This is a genomic window from Paenibacillus sp. 1781tsa1 (assembly GCF_024159265.1).
In the GTDB taxonomy this organism is placed as follows: domain Bacteria; phylum Bacillota; class Bacilli; order Paenibacillales; family Paenibacillaceae; genus Paenibacillus.
In genome coordinates this window covers 692,733-713,140 of sequence record NZ_JAMYWY010000001.1, presented here as the reverse complement: position 1 = coordinate 713,140, position 20,408 = coordinate 692,733, and the positions used below count along the sequence as shown (strand labels likewise).

General features: G+C 48.2%; 20 protein-coding genes. 5 read left to right on the top strand and 15 right to left on the bottom strand.

The genetic code is table 11. The annotated features are described in order from the left end of the window. Positions 1-71 precede the first annotated feature (71 nt). A complete protein-coding gene (locus NKT06_RS03345; protein ID WP_076216717.1) occupies positions 72-815 on the bottom strand; it encodes an IclR family transcriptional regulator in 744 nt (247 codons plus the stop codon). A 359-nt stretch (positions 816-1,174) separates the two neighbouring features. On the opposite strand from NKT06_RS03345, the gene NKT06_RS03340 reads away from it, so the two are divergent. After that, positions 1,175-2,200 carry an alpha/beta hydrolase gene (locus NKT06_RS03340; protein ID WP_253429875.1) on the top strand — a complete coding sequence of 342 codons (1,026 nt, stop codon included), beginning with the start codon at positions 1,175-1,177 and terminating at the stop codon, positions 2,198-2,200. Positions 2,201-2,359: 159 nt separating this feature from the next. After that, positions 2,360-3,640, top strand: a complete 1,281-nt coding sequence (locus NKT06_RS03335) for a Fe-Mn family superoxide dismutase (protein WP_253429873.1) — start codon at positions 2,360-2,362, stop codon at positions 3,638-3,640. 147 nt (positions 3,641-3,787) lie between these two features. Here the strand turns inward: NKT06_RS03335 and NKT06_RS03330 are convergent, their stop codons facing one another. The 8 genes from NKT06_RS03330 to NKT06_RS03295 form a co-directional block, all read right to left on the bottom strand. Continuing rightward, positions 3,788-4,012 (bottom strand): hypothetical protein, encoded by a 225-nt coding sequence (locus NKT06_RS03330; protein WP_091039003.1) that lies wholly within the window; start codon positions 4,010-4,012, stop codon positions 3,788-3,790. A gap of 71 nt (positions 4,013-4,083) precedes the next feature. Continuing rightward, entirely contained in the window at positions 4,084-4,938 is an 855-nt protein-coding gene (locus NKT06_RS03325) for a lipoate--protein ligase family protein (protein ID WP_253429870.1), read from the bottom strand. Positions 4,939-5,129: 191 nt separating this feature from the next. Beyond that, positions 5,130-5,723 (bottom strand): GTP cyclohydrolase I FolE, encoded by a 594-nt coding sequence (gene folE / locus NKT06_RS03320; RefSeq protein WP_062837627.1) that lies wholly within the window; start codon positions 5,721-5,723, stop codon positions 5,130-5,132. Positions 5,724-5,835: 112 nt separating this feature from the next. Beyond that, the gene (locus NKT06_RS03315) at positions 5,836-6,099 is read right to left on the bottom strand and encodes a YneF family protein (RefSeq protein WP_017690778.1); all 264 of its coding nucleotides are present in this window, start codon (positions 6,097-6,099) and stop codon (positions 5,836-5,838) included. Between the two features lie 165 nt (positions 6,100-6,264). After that, the gene (locus tag NKT06_RS03310) at positions 6,265-7,296 is read right to left on the bottom strand and encodes an HD-GYP domain-containing protein (protein ID WP_091039000.1); all 1,032 of its coding nucleotides are present in this window, start codon (positions 7,294-7,296) and stop codon (positions 6,265-6,267) included. 15 nt (positions 7,297-7,311) lie between these two features. Further along, on the bottom strand, positions 7,312-9,201 hold the full coding sequence (gene queG, locus NKT06_RS03305) for a tRNA epoxyqueuosine(34) reductase QueG (protein ID WP_253429867.1): 1,890 nt from the start codon (positions 9,199-9,201) through the stop codon (positions 7,312-7,314). A 172-nt stretch (positions 9,202-9,373) separates the two neighbouring features. Further along, on the bottom strand, positions 9,374-9,958 hold the full coding sequence (gene lepB, locus NKT06_RS03300; protein ID WP_442034854.1) for a signal peptidase I: 585 nt from the start codon (positions 9,956-9,958) through the stop codon (positions 9,374-9,376). Between the two features lie 344 nt (positions 9,959-10,302). Then, a complete protein-coding gene (locus NKT06_RS03295) occupies positions 10,303-10,728 on the bottom strand; it encodes a GNAT family N-acetyltransferase (protein ID WP_145326471.1) in 426 nt (141 codons plus the stop codon). 419 nt (positions 10,729-11,147) lie between these two features. Between NKT06_RS03295 and NKT06_RS03290 the strand changes: the two genes are divergently transcribed. Beyond that, on the top strand, positions 11,148-11,759 hold the full coding sequence (locus tag NKT06_RS03290) for a superoxide dismutase (RefSeq protein WP_150364015.1): 612 nt from the start codon (positions 11,148-11,150) through the stop codon (positions 11,757-11,759). Between the two features lie 322 nt (positions 11,760-12,081). On the opposite strand, the gene mutY is transcribed toward NKT06_RS03290, so the two are convergent. Both mutY and acpS read right to left on the bottom strand, forming a co-directional pair. Then, positions 12,082-13,446, bottom strand: a complete 1,365-nt coding sequence (mutY, locus tag NKT06_RS03285; protein WP_253429861.1) for an A/G-specific adenine glycosylase — start codon at positions 13,444-13,446, stop codon at positions 12,082-12,084. A gap of 29 nt (positions 13,447-13,475) precedes the next feature. Continuing rightward, positions 13,476-13,874 (bottom strand): holo-ACP synthase, encoded by a 399-nt coding sequence (gene acpS / locus NKT06_RS03280; protein ID WP_253429858.1) that lies wholly within the window; start codon positions 13,872-13,874, stop codon positions 13,476-13,478. Between the two features lie 249 nt (positions 13,875-14,123). On the opposite strand from acpS, the gene NKT06_RS03275 reads away from it, so the two are divergent. Next, on the top strand, positions 14,124-14,939 hold the full coding sequence (locus NKT06_RS03275; RefSeq protein WP_253429855.1) for an alpha/beta hydrolase family protein: 816 nt from the start codon (positions 14,124-14,126) through the stop codon (positions 14,937-14,939). 131 nt (positions 14,940-15,070) lie between these two features. On the opposite strand, the gene nadE is transcribed toward NKT06_RS03275, so the two are convergent. The 3 genes from nadE to NKT06_RS31840 form a co-directional block, all read right to left on the bottom strand. Then, a complete protein-coding gene (nadE, locus tag NKT06_RS03270) occupies positions 15,071-15,880 on the bottom strand; it encodes an ammonia-dependent NAD(+) synthetase (RefSeq protein ID WP_253429852.1) in 810 nt (269 codons plus the stop codon). 138 nt (positions 15,881-16,018) lie between these two features. After that, a complete protein-coding gene (locus NKT06_RS03265) occupies positions 16,019-16,453 on the bottom strand; it encodes a BrxA/BrxB family bacilliredoxin (RefSeq protein ID WP_253429849.1) in 435 nt (144 codons plus the stop codon). A gap of 221 nt (positions 16,454-16,674) precedes the next feature. After that, a complete protein-coding gene (locus NKT06_RS31840; protein WP_253429846.1) occupies positions 16,675-18,369 on the bottom strand; it encodes a two-component system sensor histidine kinase NtrB in 1,695 nt (564 codons plus the stop codon). 195 nt (positions 18,370-18,564) lie between these two features. Here NKT06_RS31840 and NKT06_RS03255 point away from each other — a divergent pair, with 195 nt between their 5' ends. After that, positions 18,565-19,833 (top strand): BaiN/RdsA family NAD(P)/FAD-dependent oxidoreductase, encoded by a 1,269-nt coding sequence (locus tag NKT06_RS03255; RefSeq protein WP_253429842.1) that lies wholly within the window; start codon positions 18,565-18,567, stop codon positions 19,831-19,833. Positions 19,834-19,981: 148 nt separating this feature from the next. Here the strand turns inward: NKT06_RS03255 and NKT06_RS03250 are convergent, their stop codons facing one another. Beyond that, a complete protein-coding gene (locus tag NKT06_RS03250) occupies positions 19,982-20,368 on the bottom strand; it encodes a hypothetical protein (RefSeq protein WP_253429840.1) in 387 nt (128 codons plus the stop codon). Positions 20,369-20,408 lie beyond the last annotated feature (40 nt).

Sequence of the window (20,408 nt, the reverse complement as noted above, 5' to 3'; positions counted from 1 at the left end):
CAACCGGAACATAAAAACAACCTTTATATTCCAGAACACCAATTCAATTGGAGAAAAACCTTACATCAACATCAGGATAACATGAGGCCCATCTGCGTAGCAGCTTCCTTTAGCACCGGTGCGTATTCATGCAATGTCTCCTGCGAGAGTCGACTGACAGGCCCTGAGACCGAGAGGGCAGCTGCAATATTGCCTCTGCGATCCATAATCGGTACAGATACCGCGGCAGCTCCCGGCTCACGCTCCTCATAACTTGTCGCATACCCGTTATCCCGGATATCTCCCATCTGCGCCAAATACACCGCCGGATCAATAAACACCGGCCATTCCGGCCCGTTCATCAGTTCCTCACGATCCTCATCCGTGGCAAACGCCATCAAGACTTTGCTGGAAGCGCCCACAGACAGCGGAAGTCTAACACCAACGGGAGCGACTCGGCGAATCGCCTGATCACTTTGCACAGCCTGAATCCGAATCCGTTCACTGCCATCACGCAGGTACAGACTCACGGTCTCCCCCAATCGATCTCTCAGTCGCTCCATCGCAGGCAGCAGCAGAATAGCGGGATCATCACTGCGAGACATATGAGCCGACAGCTCCCAGATTCGGATGCCAAGTCGGTACTTCTCTGTCGCTGCATCGCGGATCACGAACCCTCGATCCTCCAGCGTAGCCATCAAACGGTGCACTGTACTTTTGTGCAGGCCGATCTGGCTGGCAATCTCGGTGAGTCCCAGATCACTGCGAGTGGTAAAACATAATAATATATCCAGCGCCCGTTCCACAGCCCGGACGGTTAACTTACGATCTTCCATGGCATAATGCCCTCCTCATGTTTCATCACATGAAACTTGGTTACATAAATTATATGAGAAACGGTCTCATCTGTAAACCAAAAAGAGCCAAAATTGAAATATGCCAACGTGTAAATTTTTCCTTTTTATAAGACTTAATCCCCTGTAATTTACACACTAAGGTAATGTTACCCATATATCTTAAGAACTATATAACAATTGCGTAACAAATGCCCTCAATCAATTGACTTTGACTATATTGGAACATACGATAAAGATATATTACATTAAGATATCGCTCTGAAGCAGGCTCTGAAATAGACGCAATTCTCTTTTCATGTCGTTGTTATCTTCAACTGAACTTCAAAGGAGGGGCATTCATGTATCCAACATCCCAGAGCGAAGCCCCGCTGCAAACAAAAGTGTCCGATATGCCCTCTTCCCTATCACCGAGGCTGATTCGGTTCAAACATATTATCGTAGCGCTGCTGCTCTCCGTTGTATTTTTTCTACTGTTTTGTTTTATAGCACTGCATGGTTACATCGCATGGGTATTATCCAACCCCACTGTAGCGCCTGTCTTCTCCAATCCGATGCAGGCCAAGAACATGAAGTACGAAGACATCACGTTCCCGGCAGCAGATGGTAGCCGGACGATGCAAGGATGGTATATACCTGCTGACAATGCCGCAAGCAAAACGATTATTTTCAGTCACGGCTATGGTGCCAATCGGGAAGAAACATGGGTACCCATGTATGACCTGGCACACTATGCCCATCAACTTGGGTTCAACGTGGTCATGTTCGATTATGGCTTCGCCTCCCAGGTGAACAAAGCTGTAGCCACAGGTGGCAAGGCTGAGTCACAGCAATTGCTGGGTGCCATCCAGTTCGCCAAGCAGCGCGGTGCGCAGGAACTGGTAGTCTGGGGTTTCTCCATGGGTGCCGGTACGGCGCTTCAAACCGGACTGATTACACAGGAAGTAGATGCGATGATTCTGGACAGTACGTTCCTGCTTGAGCCGGATACGCTGTACCACAACATTCATAACCAGATCGATCTCCCGCGTCAGCCTACCCTGGAGATCATGAAGCTGTTGTTCCCTGTTCTGAATGGTACCGGATTGCAGCAGATTCCATACCAGGAAGTGAAAAAGGAAGATTATCCGTTCCCGATTTTCTTCATTCATGGTACGGAAGATGAGAAGGCGCCTTACCCGATTGCAGAACAGCTCGCCGCCAACCAGACCAATCCGTACTCGGATGTATGGATTGTCCAGGATGCGCACCATGAGTTGATCTTCCGGGAGCATCCAAAGGAATATTTGCGCCGTGTCTCGACTTTCCTGAGTCATGTAACGAAAACAAGCAGTGACGATGTGCAGAACACGAATAATGGAGAATAATCAAACTTCAATCATCGAATTTTCCGTTGATTCTTGAGCCCCTCAGGGGCTCTTTTTTTTGCACTCATAGGACAACAGCCCGGCGGAATATACTCTTGGGACGCATGAAGCAACGATCTACATATGCGATGAAATTCAACTGAAGGAGGTCCATCATATATGAACTGGGATGGATATGGTCACTTGCTGCCTCTGCGGACCTTGGAAGAAATCCGTTTCTGGAAAGAGCAGGAGAAAGAACATACACTCGTCATTCGTGCACTGGTGCCCGATCTGGAGCCCCCATATGTCAAGCTGCTGGAGGAATGGGAGGCTACCTTTGCGAACAGTGAGCGAGTAGCGAATCAGCTGTTAAAACAACTATTCCCCGCAACCCATCCACCTGCTCCCTACATGGTTCGTTGTATCGATCAGCTAGTGTTGGCAGCTCGCGAGCAATCGAGAGAGTTCATCAAACAGCTGTATGTTCTTCTGGAGCAAAGTGCTGCGGTGCAAGCTGTTCCGCTTGCCAAAGTACTTATTCTGCATTTTATCCGCGAATCAGAGTATTTTCTGGGCGTATTGGATACGCTTGGCCAACCTGGCATCTTGCGAGAAACGGATTCGGAGACATCACTCTTTCTGAAAAATGCACTGCATACGTCAGGGTCAGAAAGCATTCATCGCCAAGCCTCAGAAGCTCCAACTTCTCCAGAGGGGAATGTAAACGCACCTGTTGCTTCGGCGCAGATCCAATCCGCAACCGTTCAACCACCTTCTACCGAAACAACACAAGCCATGCCCAGCGCTACTGCAACTCCCGTACAAGAAAAGCCGGTTCCCATTGGAGGCCACACACTGCCACCCCTTCCCTATGCGTACAATGCGCTGGAGCCGCATATTGATGAACTAACGATGCGTATCCATCATGACAAACACCATCAATCTTATGTGGACGGACTAAATGTAGCAGAGAAGAAGCTGGCAGAATCGCGAAAAAAGAACAACTTTGAACTCATCAAGCACTGGGAACGTGAACTCGCCTTCAACGGGGCAGGCCACTACCTGCATACGATCTTCTGGACAATTATGAATCCTGCTGGCGGAGGTAAACCTTCCGGTATGCTCGCAGAGCAGATCAAGCGGGACTTCGGAAGTTATGAAGCGTTCAAGAATCAATTCACGGAAGCTGCGAACAAAGTGGAAGGCAGTGGCTGGGCGATGCTTGTCTGGAGCCCGAGAGCACATCGTTTGGAGATTTTGCAGGCGGAAAAACACCAGAACCTGTCCCAGTCCGATATCGTACCGCTCCTGCCACTGGATGTATGGGAACATGCCTATTATCTGAAACACCAGAATGAACGTAAAAAGTATATCGAGGATTGGTGGAATGTCGTCTACTGGCCGGCTGTTGCCGAGCGTTACGAAACGGCACGCAAGTTGTTGTGGCCGCCTTATTAAGCTTGGGGTTAGATGGATTAGAGGAAAAAGAGATATCTCCAGCCGAGTGACTGAAAGATATCTCTTTTTGGTGTAAACAAAAAAGCAAGCCTCTTGTAATAGAGACTTGCTTATATTTTGAGAGACTTCCTATTTCAAAATGCTCACTTAAGAAGCACAGCCCTCGCACGCCACATAGTTGTCGCCAACCTGTTTGCTAATAGCGATCAGGTCGCCCAGCTTGATATCTGCCTCATCTGTAAACTCCAGATCAGCAATACGAGCAACGATCAGTGCAGCAGCCTCTTCCTTGCTTGTTGCCATTTGGCTGAACTCAGACTTTTCGCCTGTAGATACAACCTCATATAAGTACGTATATCTCAACGTCTCCATCCTAACACTCTCCTTCCGAAATCACATCATATCATCTCTATTACCCAATTCCAAGTCCGATTATCAAGAACTCAATCATAGCGCAGCTTCATCTGCTCAGCTGTCAGACGTACTTCTTCAGAGCCAACGCTAAGCACCCTGCTGGCTTCCGCCTGTGGATAGCGATCACGCAGAGTTCGAACCAAAGAGGCAGTATATGCTGCCGCAGAAGGAACACCTGCCAACTCCTTCAGACTGGCCATCGTGCCAGTCTGAACATCAGGATATCCTTCACTGGCCCCACCTGATGCATGTTGATAAAATTGACGCACGTCTGCTGCCAGTTGATCTCCCTGTCCTTCCACGATGATAAAAGCCGTAATAATATACGCCTTTGCCTGCCTGCGCTGGGCAATACCACAGAATTTCAGCCCACCTACACTGACATCATAATCCCCCGGGCAAAAAGCACCCTGGACCTCACCCGTTTGCGCCTGATTCGACCAAGGCGTTAGCGACTCGGCAATAATCGAAGCCATCTCCCGGAAATCATCATGGATATTGATAGCATGTCCGGGATTAGGCAGAATCAGTGACACATTAACTACCCCTGGATTCAGAGGTACGGCCGCTCCACCGGAAGGTCGGACACAGACTGCTGTCCCTTGGCTTCTTATCCGTTCCATCGCTTCTACAGCCTGTGGCAACCTGCGGTCACGCAGACCGGCTACAAAGGCATCTGGGTGTCTCCATATATGTGCAACAGGTAGATGCCCTGCCCCAACTCGCCTGCACATGACTTCTTCCCAAGCAAAAGCTTCGAGTACACTACTGCCCTGTCGCATGAGTGGTGTCTCCCAGATTTGCAGACGCAATGTAGCCTGTTTATCTGCCTGTAGTCCCTTTTCCGGCTGAACCGGTTGATCTGAATGGGAAGGTACACTCATCGTTCCATTACCTCCGGCTTAACGAATTCGTATGTATTCAGTATATATAGGAATGACAACGCCATATATAAATAAGCCGGTTCCCCTAGGAACACGGCTTATTTATATCACATCCTGCGGCTTCAGAAGCTCTTGCTTCCAATGCTACAAGGAGCTAATCTGGCTTGTCCATGAATTGGACATACCCGATCTTAATCTTTTACCAGAGACAAGAACTCTGCACGTTGTGCCGGGTTCTCACGGAAAGAACCACGTACAGCAGACGTTACCGTCTTGCTTCCCGGTTTCTTCACGCCGCGGGAACACATGCACAAGTGCTCGCCTTCCACCACGACCATCACGCCATGAGGCTCGACAGCTTCTGTCAGAATGTCAGCGATCTGTGAAGTAATTCGTTCCTGAACTTGCAGGCGACGTGTTACCGCTTCAACCAGACGAGCCATTTTGCTCAAACCAACGATCTTGCCGCTTGGTACATACCCAATGTGCACTTTGCCGAAAAACGGCGCCATGTGGTGCTCACACTGGCTGTAGTAGACGATATCCTTGACGATAACCAGTTCTTCATGATTCTCGTCAAACGTGACACCGAGCACATCGCGCGGATCTACTTCATATCCACCAAAAATTTCTTCATACATTCGGGTCACACGTGCAGGCGTTTCAAGCAGCCCTTCACGTGTACTATCTTCTCCGATCAATTTCAGGATCTGCTCTACATGATACTCGATCTTCTCCCGATTGTCGGATACTTTTGAATTCATATAATCTTTAACGCCAGCCACTGCCGAACGCCTCCTTTCGAACCACTACTGTAAGAGGTTGTTCAAAAAGTTCGCTTCAGGTACTGAAAACTCAACTTTTTGAACACGCAATTTAAGCAGCCATTCCCTGCTATTATTTTCGGCGGCCCGAACTTTTACGCGCAGGATGCTGTTGCGGCTGAGGCATTTTCGCTCCTGGCTGCTGATTCTTCATCATCTGCTGGGCACGCTGCATTTGCTTGCCATTCAGGTTGTAGCCCATTTGCTTCGCCATTTTCTGAAGCATGTCCGGATTGCTTTGCATTTTCTCGAGTTGTTTACGCAAGTAGAACACCCCGATGAAAAATCCCCCGACCAGACCAACAATCAATGTGATAATCGGTATAACAATATCCATCTCTTAGACACCTCTGTATGCATTCTAAAAAGCCTGATAATCCGTGTCAATTCATGATGTTAAGCGCACATGTTGCAAACCTGACACAGACCGGATTTCCTGAAAGTATCATAGCATTTCCGCACGCCTTGAGCAAACGGATTTTCCAGTTGAACCGCACACAAGCTACGTCATGACGGCTTCAATGAAAACGGTTGTATGCTGAGCCAGATCAATTTCCACCACATCCAGAGAATAACGCGTACTTCCGCGCGCCACCCGGATTACAGGTCTGCCGGGCAATCCCCGATGTTGACGCACAATGACTCCAGTCTCTTTGGTAGACAGTCGTACCGCTGTACCATTGGGATACACGGATACACTCTTGTTGAACTCAATCAGAATGTCCCGATCCAGCTTTGTACCAGACAACGCCATCATCTCTTCACAGGCCTCATGTGGCATCAAACTGTCCTTGGATAAACCATTAATGAGATTATCATAGATATTAGCCACACTAACGATTCTCGCAAACAGATGAATGTCACTCCCCTTGATCCCTCTCGGCATGCCTGTACCATCTACATGCTCATGATGTTGCAGGGCTGTATGGGCGACCAACAGACTGAACTCCCGTTTGTTCTTAATCACTTCGAATCCACGCCATGTATGGTGCAGCGAAGAATTCGCAGCCGAGCCACTGCCCGGAGGTTCCCCCACTTTGCCTATATCATGCAATAATGCCCCCACAGCGAGGTCTTTCAGTTGATTATAATTGAGTCCCATATTCAGTCCGATGACCGAAGATAACAAACATACATTCATCGCATGAACATACTGTGCATTGTCTTTGGTACGAATATCGGTGAGTTGCACTAACAATTCACGTCCGTTCAGTACATCATTCAGCAACTTCTCTATACTGAGGGCAACCTTTCTCGGACTCCAATCTTTCCCGGAGCGAATGGATTCGAGTGTGACACTCATTTCGTTAATTATTGCCCGTTTCGTGGTTTCATCCAGAATGTCCTCTGGTTCCACATCTTTATACGCTTCATCCTGGATGTATAACATGGTCACGCCAATACGCTTCAGCGTATTGACCATATATACGGTGAGCTGGACTCCGGCGGACAGCAGTACCGTACCGTTACTGGAATATACCGTCTTGCCCAGAAGCTCCCCCGCTTCCACGCTCTCCACGTTTACATACTTCATGAACGTCCCCCGCTCTTACGATAGCTGCTCCAATGCGAGCAATTGCTCCTTGGTTTGCAGACCGCCTACATAACCCACCAGGGTACCGTCTTTACCGCTGATGCGGTGACAGGGAATAATAATCGGAATCGGATTCTTGCTAATAGCGTCCAGAACTGCACGAACAGCCTTGGGTCTGCCGATCTTTTCCGCAACCTGTTGGTGTGATGAGGCCTCTCCATAAGATATATCGGACAGAACTTGCCATACTTGTAGCTGGAATGGTGTTCCAAGCTGATCAAGCTGCAAGTCGAACGTTTTTCTCTCCCCTGCAAAATACTGCTGTACCTGCTTTGCAGCTTCGCTGAGCTTCTCTTCATTCTTCTCATATCGATACTCGCCAATCCAGGTACGTGCCCATTGTTGCAGATGAGCTTCACGTACGTGAAATGCGCCAAAATCAATGTGACACAGTCCTTCATCCGTCGCGCATAACGTAAGTGTACCAATCGGTGTCAGTACCTCATCATAGTATACGGGCTTGCCATGAAGACCCGTAACTGCAGAAGGCCTCCACGCTGCGGCTTCCAGTTTGGCAGGCTGTGCAGGCTGCTCACTACCCGGTTCAATCCCCGCTTCCATTTTCAAATCCTGTTGTAACGCCCGTAAAGCATTGTGCTCTTTCTGTTGTTCTTTTTGTTGCTCTGGCTGCTTCTCACTCATTTGCCCAGCCTGTGGCTGTTTGGGTAAGGTCTCGGACGAACTCAGTCGTTCCTCGGCCTTCTGCAGCATGCTTAGTACGTTCCCATCTTGTTCGTTAGCGGCAGCTTCCCCAATTGCTCTCATGGCGTCTTCTCCTCCGATTCTGCTTAACGCCCAAGCTGCGGTTCCCCGCAACTCAGGGCGCGGATCACGTTTTAGTACTTCTGTAAGTTTGGGTATAGCACTTTTGTCTTTGAAATTGCCCAGGGCAATAACGGCATTGCGTTGAATTGGCTTCTTGCCCCGCCAAGCGGCGGAACTCTGACCGAAACGTTCCTTGAATTCCCGATTACCGATATCTAGTAGCGGCAGCAGGAGTGGCTTCACGATCTCCGGATCGGGGTGAAACTCGGGATGGTGATCCCAGTTCTTGCCCCGGTTCTTCGGACAGACAATCTGACACGTGTCACAACCGTACAGACGGTTGCCTATTTTCAGCATAAATTCTTCATCCACGAACCCTTTCGTCTGGGTTACAAAAGAAATACAACGCTGTGAATTCAACTGTCCCGGCCCCACCAATGCGCCTGTCGGACAGGCATCGATACATTTCGTACATTCACCACAGTCTTCGGTCACAGGAGTGTCCGGTTGAAACGGAATATTCGTCACCAGTTCCCCGAGAAAAATCCATGAACCGAATTTGGGTGATATAATGGCACAGTTCTTGGCACTAAAACCAATCCCCGCACGCTGGGACACCGCACGATCCACCAGTGCTCCTGTGTCTACCATGCTTTCGATCATGGCTTCAGGTACACGTTCACGTATAAAATTTACCAGCTTGTCCATCGCTGTACGCAGCACCTGATGATAGTCCTGGCCCCAAGCCGAACGGGCAAAAATGCCGCGATACGCACCAGGCTCCGATTTCGGTGGATTCACCATTTTGGATGGGTATGCCACGGCTATCGCAATCAGTGACGCCGGCTCGCCATCTTTTAAGGCGGGGTGTACCCTTTTTTCAATATCCGGCTCTTCAAAACCTGAAGCATACCCCTTATCCCGCGACTGCTCCAGCAGCGACTTCAGGGAAACAAAGGGATCAGCAGAAGCAAATCCGATATCGTCAATGCCCAGTCCGGGGCCAGCTGCCTTGATCTCCTGTTTTAACTTCTCCCATACGGAGGCTTCCTGTGCTGCCCCGGTCTGTACGCTCGTCATTTCTCTTCCCTCTCTTCTTCCAACACGTATTCCGTAAATAGTGAACGCCCGCCTCACGGTAAGAGGACAGGCGTTAATTTCTGTATATGCCTTGCTTACTTGATTTCAAAACGGAACGAGTCTATATGGTTTAACGCAAAATGCAGTCTGAAGTTGTTGTCCTGTCAGCATTTTACAATTTCTTCAATTCAGAAAACGGCCAGAAAATAAATTCAGCCTTGCCTACAATCTGGTCGGATGTAATACTGCCGAACACTCGACTATCCTTACTTTTGCCTTCATGACGATTATCCCCCATCACAAAGAAATGATCCGGCTCCAGTGTGATTGGGCCAAAATCCGGGTCCTGCACTTCGATATCCGTGTACGTTTCCGCTTGCCGCTCGCCGTTCACATATAGATGGTGATCCTTGACTTCAATGGTATCTCCAGGAAGTCCAACGATCCGTTTCACCAGAAAATCCTTCTTCTCCACACCTTCACTTGGATCACGAAGTACAATCACATCGGATCGGGATGGTGTATCCAGATGATATACAATTTTGTTCACGAAAAGACGATCTCGCTCAACCAGTGTCGGCTGCATGGACTGTCCCTTGACCATCGACAGATTAAACACAAACAGATTCAGCAGCATCATGATGACAAACGCAACAACAATCGTTTTGACCCAGTCCCACAGCTCGACAACCCAGGATTTCTCCGGTTGTTCAGGCTTTGGCGGTTGATTACGTTCCTCGGAAACCATATGTTCCATTGAATGATTATTGGAATTCAAAGGGACACCTCATTTATGAATTAGTTGAATTAAACTTGTAAAATGGTGACCATACTCCTTTTCAGTCTACTCCATTTGGGAGAGTGAAACAATTGGTTATGAGCACCAATACCTTGGATATCATGTATACAGCCGGGATAGGTGCAGTGGTCTAATCAAATTGGGAGGCACCGAAGCGTGTTCAGAGAATGAGAAAACCAGAGGAATATTACGTAAAGAACGCTCATACAAATAGAAAGGCACATCCCTCACGTTTTTACACGTTAAAGAGATATGCCTAATATGAAATGAACATCTTTTTTATTTCTTTTTAAACATGCAAACTAAGCTTTAGACAAAATACTAAGATTCTGGAAAGCGCTCATAATCTGATTGGCACCGTAACCCATAGCTTCATATAGAGGCATGGCTACTTTGTTGTGCTCATCACCCGCCACCCATACTTGGCTGACTTTACGCTGCTGGAATCTTTGTTCCATAGCCTCGACAAGTGTTTTGCCGACTCCACGGCGACGATAGTCTGGATGTACCGCAATACGGTAGATGCAACCCTGGTTGTGATCAATCGTACCGATCAAAGCGCCGACGAGGTCTCCCTCTTCTTCCGCAACCATGATCAGGTCAGAATCCCATGACAATTGACGGGCAAACGGGCCCATCGTGTTCTCATAACACTCTTCCGATAGTGCAACCTGGAGAAGCTCCGTCATCTGGCTTGCATCACTCAACTGAAAGGAACGAACGTGCATGTCTTAAATCTCCCTTTTCGTTAGCTTAGATGAGGTTTTTTACAAAAAGGAATTCCCTTTTACCAAAAACCCAATGTTCATATAATGACAAAAAACGAGAAAATACCGCTTCTTCGTCAATTAAACCATACTTTACTCCATAAAACACGCATTTTCTTTTGAAAGCGCTTAATTGTAACCGTTTACAATATGATTCTTCATATTTCTGCTTTTTTTTCTATTAAAATCACATAAATATATTCATAAAGGGTAAAATATGTTTGTTATCTCTGGCCCATCATTAGATCAACGCCTCGGGGGACTTAATAAACAAAAATGTTGCTTAATTAGCCCGAATGCGGTTTAATATTAGTGGCAAGGGTATTATTACATATGTACCTGATTTAAAAAAAACCTAAAATCTCAGGAGGTATTTCATTATGGCTTTTCAATTACCGGCACTTCCTTACGCTAACGACGCACTGGAACCACATATCGATGCACAAACGATGGAAATCCACCACGATCGCCATCACAATACTTATGTAACTAACTTGAACGCAGCTCTGGAAAGCGCTCCTGAACTGCAAGAAAAAAGCTTGGAAGATCTGATTGCTAACCTTGACAGCGTACCTGAAGGCATCCGCACAGCGGTTCGCAACAATGGTGGTGGACATGCTAACCACAGCTTGTTCTGGGAAATCATTGGACCTAACGGCGGCGGCGCTCCTACTGGCGATATCGCAGCAGCAATCGATAGCGAACTGGGTGGCTTTGATAAATTCAAAGAAGATTTCGCTAAAGCAGCTACAACTCGCTTCGGTTCCGGCTGGGCTTGGCTCGTAGTTGGCAAAGACGGCAAGTTGTCCATCACTAGCACACCTAACCAAGACAGCCCTCTCTTCGAAGGTCTGACTCCGGTTCTGGGTCTGGATGTATGGGAGCACGCTTACTACCTGAAATATCAAAACAAACGTCCTGATTACATCGGTGCTTTCTGGAATGTAATCAACTGGGATGAAGTGAACAAACGTTACGCTTCTGCAAAATAAGACTATTATTATGCAACAGATAACATAAAAGAGAGCCTGATTCGGTCATCGTGACCGTGATCAGGCTCTCTTTTTGCTATCGCAATCGGTATAGTTATAAGTTAATGGATGTTTTTTTCTAACGAATCCCGGACACGCTATTGCTCCATATTTCATCGTATCGCGAACCTAACGAATCTCAGCGTAGCTATTTCCCAAAATACGGGCTTTGATGCGCACTTTTGGGTTGATTTGGCTAAGATAACGTCACTCAGGTTCGTTAGAATTTATAATTGTGGTATATCCACATGATAAGACCTCTGGAGTTCGTTAGCTCCCCCATTTAATCATTCACTTGATCATACGCACCGGCAAAATAACTGCTGATCAGCTTCAGGAAGATATTCGGGAATGCCATCTTATCCATGTCTTCCGGTCCGATCCAGCGATAGGTCAATCCATCGCCTTTCCCTGTCAGTGTCGGAGTGACCAGCGCCAGGTCACTACCATCCGATGCCGCCAACATCTCTCCATCGTTAAGCGATGTTGAGATGTTCTGCGCATCAGGCATGCCTGACTGCGATGAATGTGTTGTCTCTGACTCAGGTGACGCAGCTGATGACAAGGCTGTGTCCTCCTTCGTTGCCGTCTGTGCATCGTAGGCGGCTCTAGCTTCCGCTGCGATCAGCGGAAGCTCACTGCTCTGGTCCTGCTCGGTACACTTGTACACCTGCAGGCTCCAGACAATGTGACTGAACACATGCTCCGCATGGGTAGCCAGCCCTTCCGGGCGGGCAGCGAAGCCTTCCGCCCACAGACTGCCGGCCAGCAATGCCATGGCCGGCTCATCCGCCAGCGGCGCCGCCTTCTTGCTCGCTGCGGCAGGCGCCGCGAGCACATGCGGCAGCTCCCACATCCGGGCCAGCAGGCCCGTCTCTGGGCGCTGGCGCACAAGCACTTGGCCGCGGTGATCCCCGCGGCCCTCCACAATCGCGACCAGCCGCTGCTCAGGGCGCGGCGGCTTCGCCTTGGTCTTGACCGGCAGCGTAAGCTCTCTTCCGGCGATGCGCCCGGAACATTGCTCCATGACCGGACAAGTCAGGCAGTGCGGCGCTTTGGGCGTGCACACCAGCGCGCCAAGTTCCATCAGCGCCTGATTGAAATCACGCGCTCGCCCTTCCGGAATGAGCTCTCCTGCGAGCTCTTCCATCAACACCCGGGTGCTGCCCTTCATAATGTCCTCATCGATGAGGAAGTATCGGGACAGGACCCGCATGACATTGCCATCTACCGCAGGCTGCGGCTGGTTGAAGGCAATGCTGAGAATGGCCCCGGCCGTATAGGGGCCAACCCCTTTTAATGCGAAGACAGCCTGCTTGTCCTGAGGCATCTCGCCTCCGTGCAGCTCCATGACTTGTCTCGCGGCTGCCTGAAGATTTCGTGCACGGGAGTAATAACCAAGTCCCTCCCAATTTTTCAGAACTTCCTCCTCCGGTGCTTCCGCAAGTGCCTGCACGGTCGGAAAATTCCCGATAAAACGATTGAAATACGGAATGACCGTATCTACCCTCGTCTGCTGAAGCATAATTTCCGATACCCATGTGAAATACGGATTGTTGTGGCGACGCCACGGCAAATCCCGTCGGTTGATCATATACCAGTCCAGCAAATTCACGCTGAAGTGTTGTTTCTGTTCCTGTAAACCCATATTTCCGTCCTCTCCTATTGCCAAGCTAACTACTTTTCCATCTGTTCTACGATCGCAAAGGCCGCTGCCAATTCCGTCTGATGCGTAATGCTCAAATGTATGTCATATTGTTTGTCGTATGGCAGCTGCAGACGCTCCCAGGCTTGACTGGACAGCGAGGCCACTGGACGTCCTGTCCCATCAGGAAGCACTTCAATGTCAGTAAAGCCCATGACGCCACCAATACCGCAGCCAAATGCCTTGGACACCGCTTCTTTCGCTGCAAATCGACCGGATACAAACTCCGTCATCTGCTTTCCTCGAAGAAGCGCGATATCCCGCTCTGCTGGTGTTAAAATTCGTTTCAGAAAAGCTTCCGCATGGCGACCGGACAGCAATTTCCGCATACGTCCAATCTCCAGCACGTCATTACCAATGCCATATATCATCAACGCTTCACCCGCTTAATCTTTTATACTGTAAAGGTGATTCAAAAGGTTCCATCTTCTCTGTACTGAGAACCACTCTTTTTGAACATACATTGTATAAAATCTCCATTCAATCACATGATCCGTATCTATCCGAACACGTATTCTATTGTAGCAGGAGGGGCGCCCAGAAGCGAGTACCTATCCGCATTACCATATATGCTAAAATATGAATCAGGAATCGTCTGAAATTCTGAGGAGGTCTGAATCATGCCCATCACTTTTGAATTGCCCACTGACGTAGAAGCTATCATTCGCGGGGACTTTTTCCCTGCACAACAACCCGCTCAAGGCGTCATCATTCTGTCTCATGGATACAAAGGCTTCAAAGACTGGGGGATGTTCCCTTATGCAGCTGCACAGCTAAGCCAGACGCATCATGTGCTAACCTTTAATTTCTCTCACAACGGTATTGGCGAATATCTGGAGCAATTCTCTGAACTTGAAAAGTTCGCAGTGAATACCTACAGCCGGGAGCTTGCCGATCTGGCCCTGGTACTGGAATATGTGGCTACACAACCTGAACTCACTGGACTTCCTGTATACCTGGTTGGCCATAGCCGCGGTGCGGGCGTAAGTCTCGTCTATGCACTCGATCATCCTGAGCAGGTGGCAGGTGTCATCTCCTGGAATGGCGTAACCAATCTCGATCTCTTCACTGCTGAGCAAAAAGAAGAGATGCGTACCCATGGCCGCAGCCATGTCGTTAACGGACGTACAGGTCAGCAGATGCCACTGGACGTGTCTATACTCGAGGACTTGGACAGGCATAGCGAACGTTACGCTATCATTGACCGCTTGGGTGCTTCACATTTGCGAGTCGCACTCATTCAGGGAACCGAAGATCCCCAGCGTCTGCGGGACGGTTCTGCTGCACTTGTGCAAGCCCGCCCTGATATCCCATGGCACCAGATTAATGAGGGAAACCACACTTTTAATACCGTACATCCATTTAAAGAAACCACTCCGCAACTGGAGCAAGCCATCACCCAAACCCTGCAACAGATCAAAGACTGGAGTAGCTGAACGTGTTCTCATTCCACATAACAAAAAGAGTCACTGCGTGAGCAGTGACTCTTTTTGCATTCCCTAAGAGGGACGGTATTTCAATGTTGGTGTTAACAGCCTAATATAACGATCATGCTCATCCATCCGTATTAGATACCAGGAATGGCATTGCGTTTGTGATGTGTCCGCGTATAGAACGCTTCAAGGCGCTCTTGTGCAGCCGGATCGATCTGTTTGCCTTCGAGATAGTCACTGTTCGCTTCATACGAGATTCCCAGCTCATCTTCGTCCGTCTGACCTTCCCATAGCCCTGCAGATGGTGCCTTGTCCAAAATAGCCTGTGGCACGTTCAAATATGCTGCCAGCTGGCGTACCTGACGTTTGTTCAGCGTGCTCAGTGGTGTAATATCCACAGCACCATCGCCCCATTTGGTATAGAAGCCCGTGATGGCTTCGGACGCATGATCCGTACCTACAACGAGCAGGTTTTCTTCAAACGAAAGCGCATATTGCATAACCATACGAGTTCTCGCCTTAACGTTACCTTTGCCTTGGTGAGTCATATGGCGTGGGCTACCCAAGGATTTGAATCCTTGCTCCACTTCCAGAGCAATCTCGTTCACCGCATCTTCAATATTCGTTTCCACAACATGTTTCAGATCATATGCTTTTGCTACAGCGTAGCTGTGGTCGATATCGGATTGTTCACCATACGGTTGGAATACACCCAGCGTTTTGTACTCTTGTTTATTCTCTTCCGTAAGCTCGTCCGTCGCTTTTTTGCAAAGCGCCGTTGCCACTGCACTGTCAATACCCCCGCTGATCGCAATCAGCAAGCCCTTGGCACCCGCATTTTTAACATACGTCTTCAGAAAATCAACACGCTTGCGTACTTCCTCTTCTTCATTAATGCTTGGTTTAACCTTCAATTCAGCGATGATCTGTTGTTGCAAACTCATCGTTCACACACCCCGTTTCTAAATTAATGAAATTTGATGTCCATCTTGAAAGGTCCGAATGGTTCAATAACCTTATCTATCCAAAATGAAACGCCCCGGCATCGGTGATCCGAAGGGCGGGGCGTTCTATGGAGCGAATTAACGGCAATAACGTTCAAATGCACTTGTCAGATCAGCCGCAATTTCCTCTGCAGAACGGTCTTCCACTTGATGACGCTCGATAAAGTGAACGAGTTCTCCGTCTTTCATCAGGGCAATGGACGGTGAAGATGGAGGATACGGTGCAAAGAATTCACGTGCTTTTGCAGTTGCTTCCTTGTCCTGACCAGCAAATACAGTGTACAGGTGATCCGGTGTAATATCGTGCTGAAGTGCTTGGGACACACCTGGGCGACATTGACCTGCGGCACATCCGCAGACAGAGTTAATGACAATCAATGCTGTTCCTTTTGCATCTGGAATACTTGCTTCCACTTCTTCAGGAGTACGCAACTCCTGGATTCCTAGACGAGTTAACTCATCCCGCATGGGTTGAACCATATCTTTCATGTATTGATCAAATGACATCGACATTCGGTTTCACTCCTTATAAATGGTTGTTCTATGATCTCGATCGAATTAAAGGCGAATAACTTTTCAAAACAACGTTACATTCATATCGAACATTATGGATGTAATGATGTGCTATTCCTATTATACATCCATAAGCAATGAAAGCAAGATTCAGAAACCGCCTGCGGAAAGGCTTCTTCTATAATATTATGTCTCAATGTCTGGCAAAATATGCTGAATGACTAACGTTCAAATGCCACTTTGAAGGTAGTACCCTGGCCTTCCTCCGATTCCACAGTAATGGTTCCATTATGTCGTTCCACAATACTAAGGCACATCGACAATCCAAGTCCAGTTCCCTTAGCTTTTGTCGTGTAAAAAGGTTCAAACAGCTTTTCCTTCTTCACCCGGGGTATACCAGGTCCTGTGTCACGCACACACAGTTCCACCTTATCATCCACGATCCGTGTTTCCAGCGTAAGCACGCCCTTCTCATTCATGGCTTCCATCCCGTTACGGGCCAGGTTCAACACTACCTGTTTGATTTCCTTTGAATTGAGATGCAACTTCGGCACATTATGGGCGAGCATGAGTTCAATACTCTGACCACGCAGGTTCGCATCCGCCCATAACAATGGACTGAGTTCATGTATGATATCGTGCAGCTGGGATTCCTCTTTCTCGGCAATACGATTCTGAGCCAGAGACAAGAAATCATTAATGATACTGTTGGCCCGGTCCAGTTCTTCCAGAACGATCCGGTAATAGTGATCCAGGGAGTCCGGACTTTTTTCCTGCATGAGTTGAAGAAAGCCCCGCACAACCGCCATGGGATTACGCACCTCATGCGTAATGCTTGCAGCCATCTGACCCACCAGACTGAGACGATCCACATTATCCAGTTCACTTCGCAACATCTCAAGCTCCGTGATATCCTGAATGATCAGCATGGCTCCTGTAACTTCTCTCGCAGTCTCTGTTGAAAAGGCATAGATTGGAACGGTTCGGGATTGAAAGACGTGCGCACCATAACGAACGGTTAATCCACTAATCTCACCATGAACGACGGCTCTGCGAATGCTTTTATCCATCTTGTCCGCCTGACCTTGTTCAACAAATTGACTGGCAGGCTGTCCAATGAGATCAGGGGTGGAGGTACAAGGAAGCTGCTCTCTTGCGGTTTGCTCCATCATCTCATTAACAAACATCACTGTGCCTTGTTTATCTACGGTGGCAATGGAGAGCGGCACTGCGTTCAGAATCTGATGAAGTTTCTCCGTTTCGGTTATGTATCGGTGGTGGACTTCCGAGAGATGCTGCTCCAGCCCGCGATAGTGCTTCATCCGTTCCAGCCATAGCAGACTCAGACTGCCCGCAACAATGGCTCCAGCGGTATATCCAAGTGCTGTAAGTATCAGGTAGGTCGCAGAGTACGTGGATTCATTCTGGAGGGATGCGATCCATAACAGACTCGTTACAACCAGTTCCATTGTAATTAGCATAATGAGGATCGTCATTTTGCGCGAAGGTGTATTATGCTTGAATCGTTTGGCAGACAACCATACAATAGGATAGAGAAGAATGCCCGTATGAAGGAGAAATCCGAACAGATCATAGGGATGCGCAAACAGAAAATAGAAGAGAATATGAAGAATGGACAGCGTTACGCCTAGAGCGGATTTACAATACAGAATAACAAGTATCACAGGTACCATACTTAATGATATGGGTACGGCTACCGGGCTTGCATAGAGTGCAAATAGCAGACACAATAGCATGCTCAGGGCACTTGTCACAGCAAAACTGGTATGAACGGTTCCGGCATGATCCATTCTGGCAATAGCCCGCTTGGAGAGTACCAGACGGAATAAGGGAATCAGAAATACCGCCGACCCTGCCAGCAGTACTTGTAAAAGCATGTCCTTTAACGCAACCACAATGCCATCTCCTCCTCTGCCTGCACATTCCCTCATGTATTTCTGATTAAAACATAGGCGACAGTATATTACAATATATCCCTTAGGACTCCACAATAGAACTACCCATAACTCCATTATATTTCAGAAAAAGCCAGGAGTAGACACAGTTTACGTAATACAGACAAAATCAATGAAAAAAGAGGGTAATAACATATGTATGATGTCATTGTAATTGGTGGTGGATCCGCGGGCCTAATGGCTTGCGTTGCAGCTGCCGAGCATGGAGCGTCCGTGCTTCTGCTGGATAAAGGAGATCAACTGGGTCGTAAACTCGGCATCTCTGGCGGAGGTCGATGCAATGTGACCAATGCCAAGGAAACGGATGAACTCATCCGACATATTCCGGGTAATGGACGCTTTTTATATAGTTCGTTTCAGAATCTGGACAACCAGGGAATCATGCGTTTCTTCGAGAATCTCGGAATCGCCCTGAAAGAAGAAGACAACGGCAGAATGTTCCCTGTAACCGATAAAGCAAAAACAGTTGTGGATGCGCTGGTAGGCAAAATTGTCTCCCTTGGCGTTGAGATTCGTACCAAAGAACCAGTTAAGGAACTCATTCAGAACGGTCAGCAAGTGCAGGGTGTTAAATTGATTTCAGGTAAAACCATTCTTGGACGCTCCGTCATTATCGCTACTGGTGGCAAATCCGTACCCCAAACCGGATCAACCGGAGATGGTTACCCCTGGGCTGAGGCTGCGGGTCACACGATTACGGAGTTATATCCAACCGAAGTGCCTATTGTGTCTGGGGAGAGTTGGATTCAATCCAAAGAACTGCAAGGTTTGTCATTGAGAGATATCGGTTTATCTGTATTGGACGCCAAAGGAAAAACCGTCATCTCCCATCGCGGGGATATGATCTTCACGCATTTTGGAGTGTCTGGACCGGTTGCACTGCGTTGTAGCCAATTTATTCGCAAAGTTCAGATGAAGTCTGGAAACCCACAGGTCATCATGAGCATTGATCTGTTCCCAGAGCTGTCGGCAGGGGCACTAGAAACACAGGTTCAACAGGTATTGGAACAAGAGTCCCGCAAGGCTGTCAAAAACATACTGAAAACATGGGTTCCAGAGCGCATGATTCCATTAATGATGAAACGGGCAGAGATCAGCGATGACCTCACGTTCCACCATTTCCCCAAAGGGATGTTAAGCAACTTGTGTGCGTTAATGAAAGCTTTTACCTTCCGTGCAGACGGAACGAGATCGCTCAAAGAAGCCTTCGTCACTGGGGGAGGAATTCACTTAAAGGAAATATACCCAAAAACAATGGAATCCAAGCTGCTGCCTGGACTATTCTTTTGCGGTGAAGTGTTGGATATTCACGGCTACACCGGCGGATATAATATCACCGCTGCATTCTCCACGGGATATACGGCTGGCATGCATGCGGCAGAATATAAACACGTTACAACATAATAGGTATTACACACTTAAAGCGCATGATGAAAAGCTTCAGATGTCAAAAACCCCGATATCCACTGTTTGTGGAGTATCGGGGTTTTTGGGAATTATGCCATATTAGAAAGACGGAACGAACCACTCTTAGCTTGTGATTTTATCCCTTCTATGCTTTGACACTGCCTGAGAATCCATCAGCCGAATCATCGTATGTCGGGTCCTCGCTATAGTTATGTCTGCCTTGCTCCGTCTGGCTTCCCTTATTTCCGCTCGCATACCCCTCATTCCAGTCCTCATTCACGAGATGAGCCGGAATCGATATGTTCTGAAACTGATCCAGTTCTTCCGTCTGCGAGGCAAAAACGGCACTTCCCCCATGAGATTGTACAATCTCTACAGCAGACTGAGGATCTTGGCGATCTGTGGGGATATACAATTCCAGCGGGCCAGACTGATATGGCTTATATCCCAATTCCTCCAAGGTTGCCTTGGCGGCATTCAACGCTGAACCATCTGAGAAATGCACCTGTAGTTCGCTATTATCCATCATCATCAGCTCTTCCTCCTTGCTATAGCAAATCTCTCATCATCCA

Coding starts and splice junctions, on each gene's coding strand:
- nadE (WP_253429852.1), bottom strand. CDS start 15,880: ATGAGTTTGCAACAACAGATCATCGCTGAATTGAAGGTTAAACCAAGC.
- NKT06_RS03255 (WP_253429842.1), top strand. CDS start 18,565: ATGTATGATGTCATTGTAATTGGTGGTGGATCCGCGGGCCTAATGGCT.
- NKT06_RS03335 (WP_253429873.1), top strand. CDS start 2,360: ATGAACTGGGATGGATATGGTCACTTGCTGCCTCTGCGGACCTTGGAA.
- NKT06_RS03315 (WP_017690778.1), bottom strand. CDS start 6,099: ATGGATATTGTTATACCGATTATCACATTGATTGTTGGTCTGGTCGGG.
- NKT06_RS03295 (WP_145326471.1), bottom strand. CDS start 10,728: ATGCACGTTCGTTCCTTTCAGTTGAGTGATGCAAGCCAGATGACGGAG.
- NKT06_RS03290 (WP_150364015.1), top strand. CDS start 11,148: ATGGCTTTTCAATTACCGGCACTTCCTTACGCTAACGACGCACTGGAA.
- NKT06_RS03330 (WP_091039003.1), bottom strand. CDS start 4,012: ATGGAGACGTTGAGATATACGTACTTATATGAGGTTGTATCTACAGGC.
- NKT06_RS03345 (WP_076216717.1), bottom strand. CDS start 815: ATGGAAGATCGTAAGTTAACCGTCCGGGCTGTGGAACGGGCGCTGGAT.
- NKT06_RS03250 (WP_253429840.1), bottom strand. CDS start 20,368: ATGATGATGGATAATAGCGAACTACAGGTGCATTTCTCAGATGGTTCA.
- NKT06_RS03275 (WP_253429855.1), top strand. CDS start 14,124: ATGCCCATCACTTTTGAATTGCCCACTGACGTAGAAGCTATCATTCGC.
- NKT06_RS03325 (WP_253429870.1), bottom strand. CDS start 4,938: ATGAGTGTACCTTCCCATTCAGATCAACCGGTTCAGCCGGAAAAGGGA.
- mutY (WP_253429861.1), bottom strand. CDS start 13,446: ATGGGTTTACAGGAACAGAAACAACACTTCAGCGTGAATTTGCTGGAC.
- acpS (WP_253429858.1), bottom strand. CDS start 13,874: ATGATATATGGCATTGGTAATGACGTGCTGGAGATTGGACGTATGCGG.
- NKT06_RS03340 (WP_253429875.1), top strand. CDS start 1,175: ATGTATCCAACATCCCAGAGCGAAGCCCCGCTGCAAACAAAAGTGTCC.
- NKT06_RS03310 (WP_091039000.1), bottom strand. CDS start 7,296: ATGAAGTATGTAAACGTGGAGAGCGTGGAAGCGGGGGAGCTTCTGGGC.
- lepB (WP_442034854.1), bottom strand. CDS start 9,958: ATGGAACATATGGTTTCCGAGGAACGTAATCAACCGCCAAAGCCTGAA.
- queG (WP_253429867.1), bottom strand. CDS start 9,201: ATGACGAGCGTACAGACCGGGGCAGCACAGGAAGCCTCCGTATGGGAG.
- NKT06_RS03265 (WP_253429849.1), bottom strand. CDS start 16,453: ATGTCGATGTCATTTGATCAATACATGAAAGATATGGTTCAACCCATG.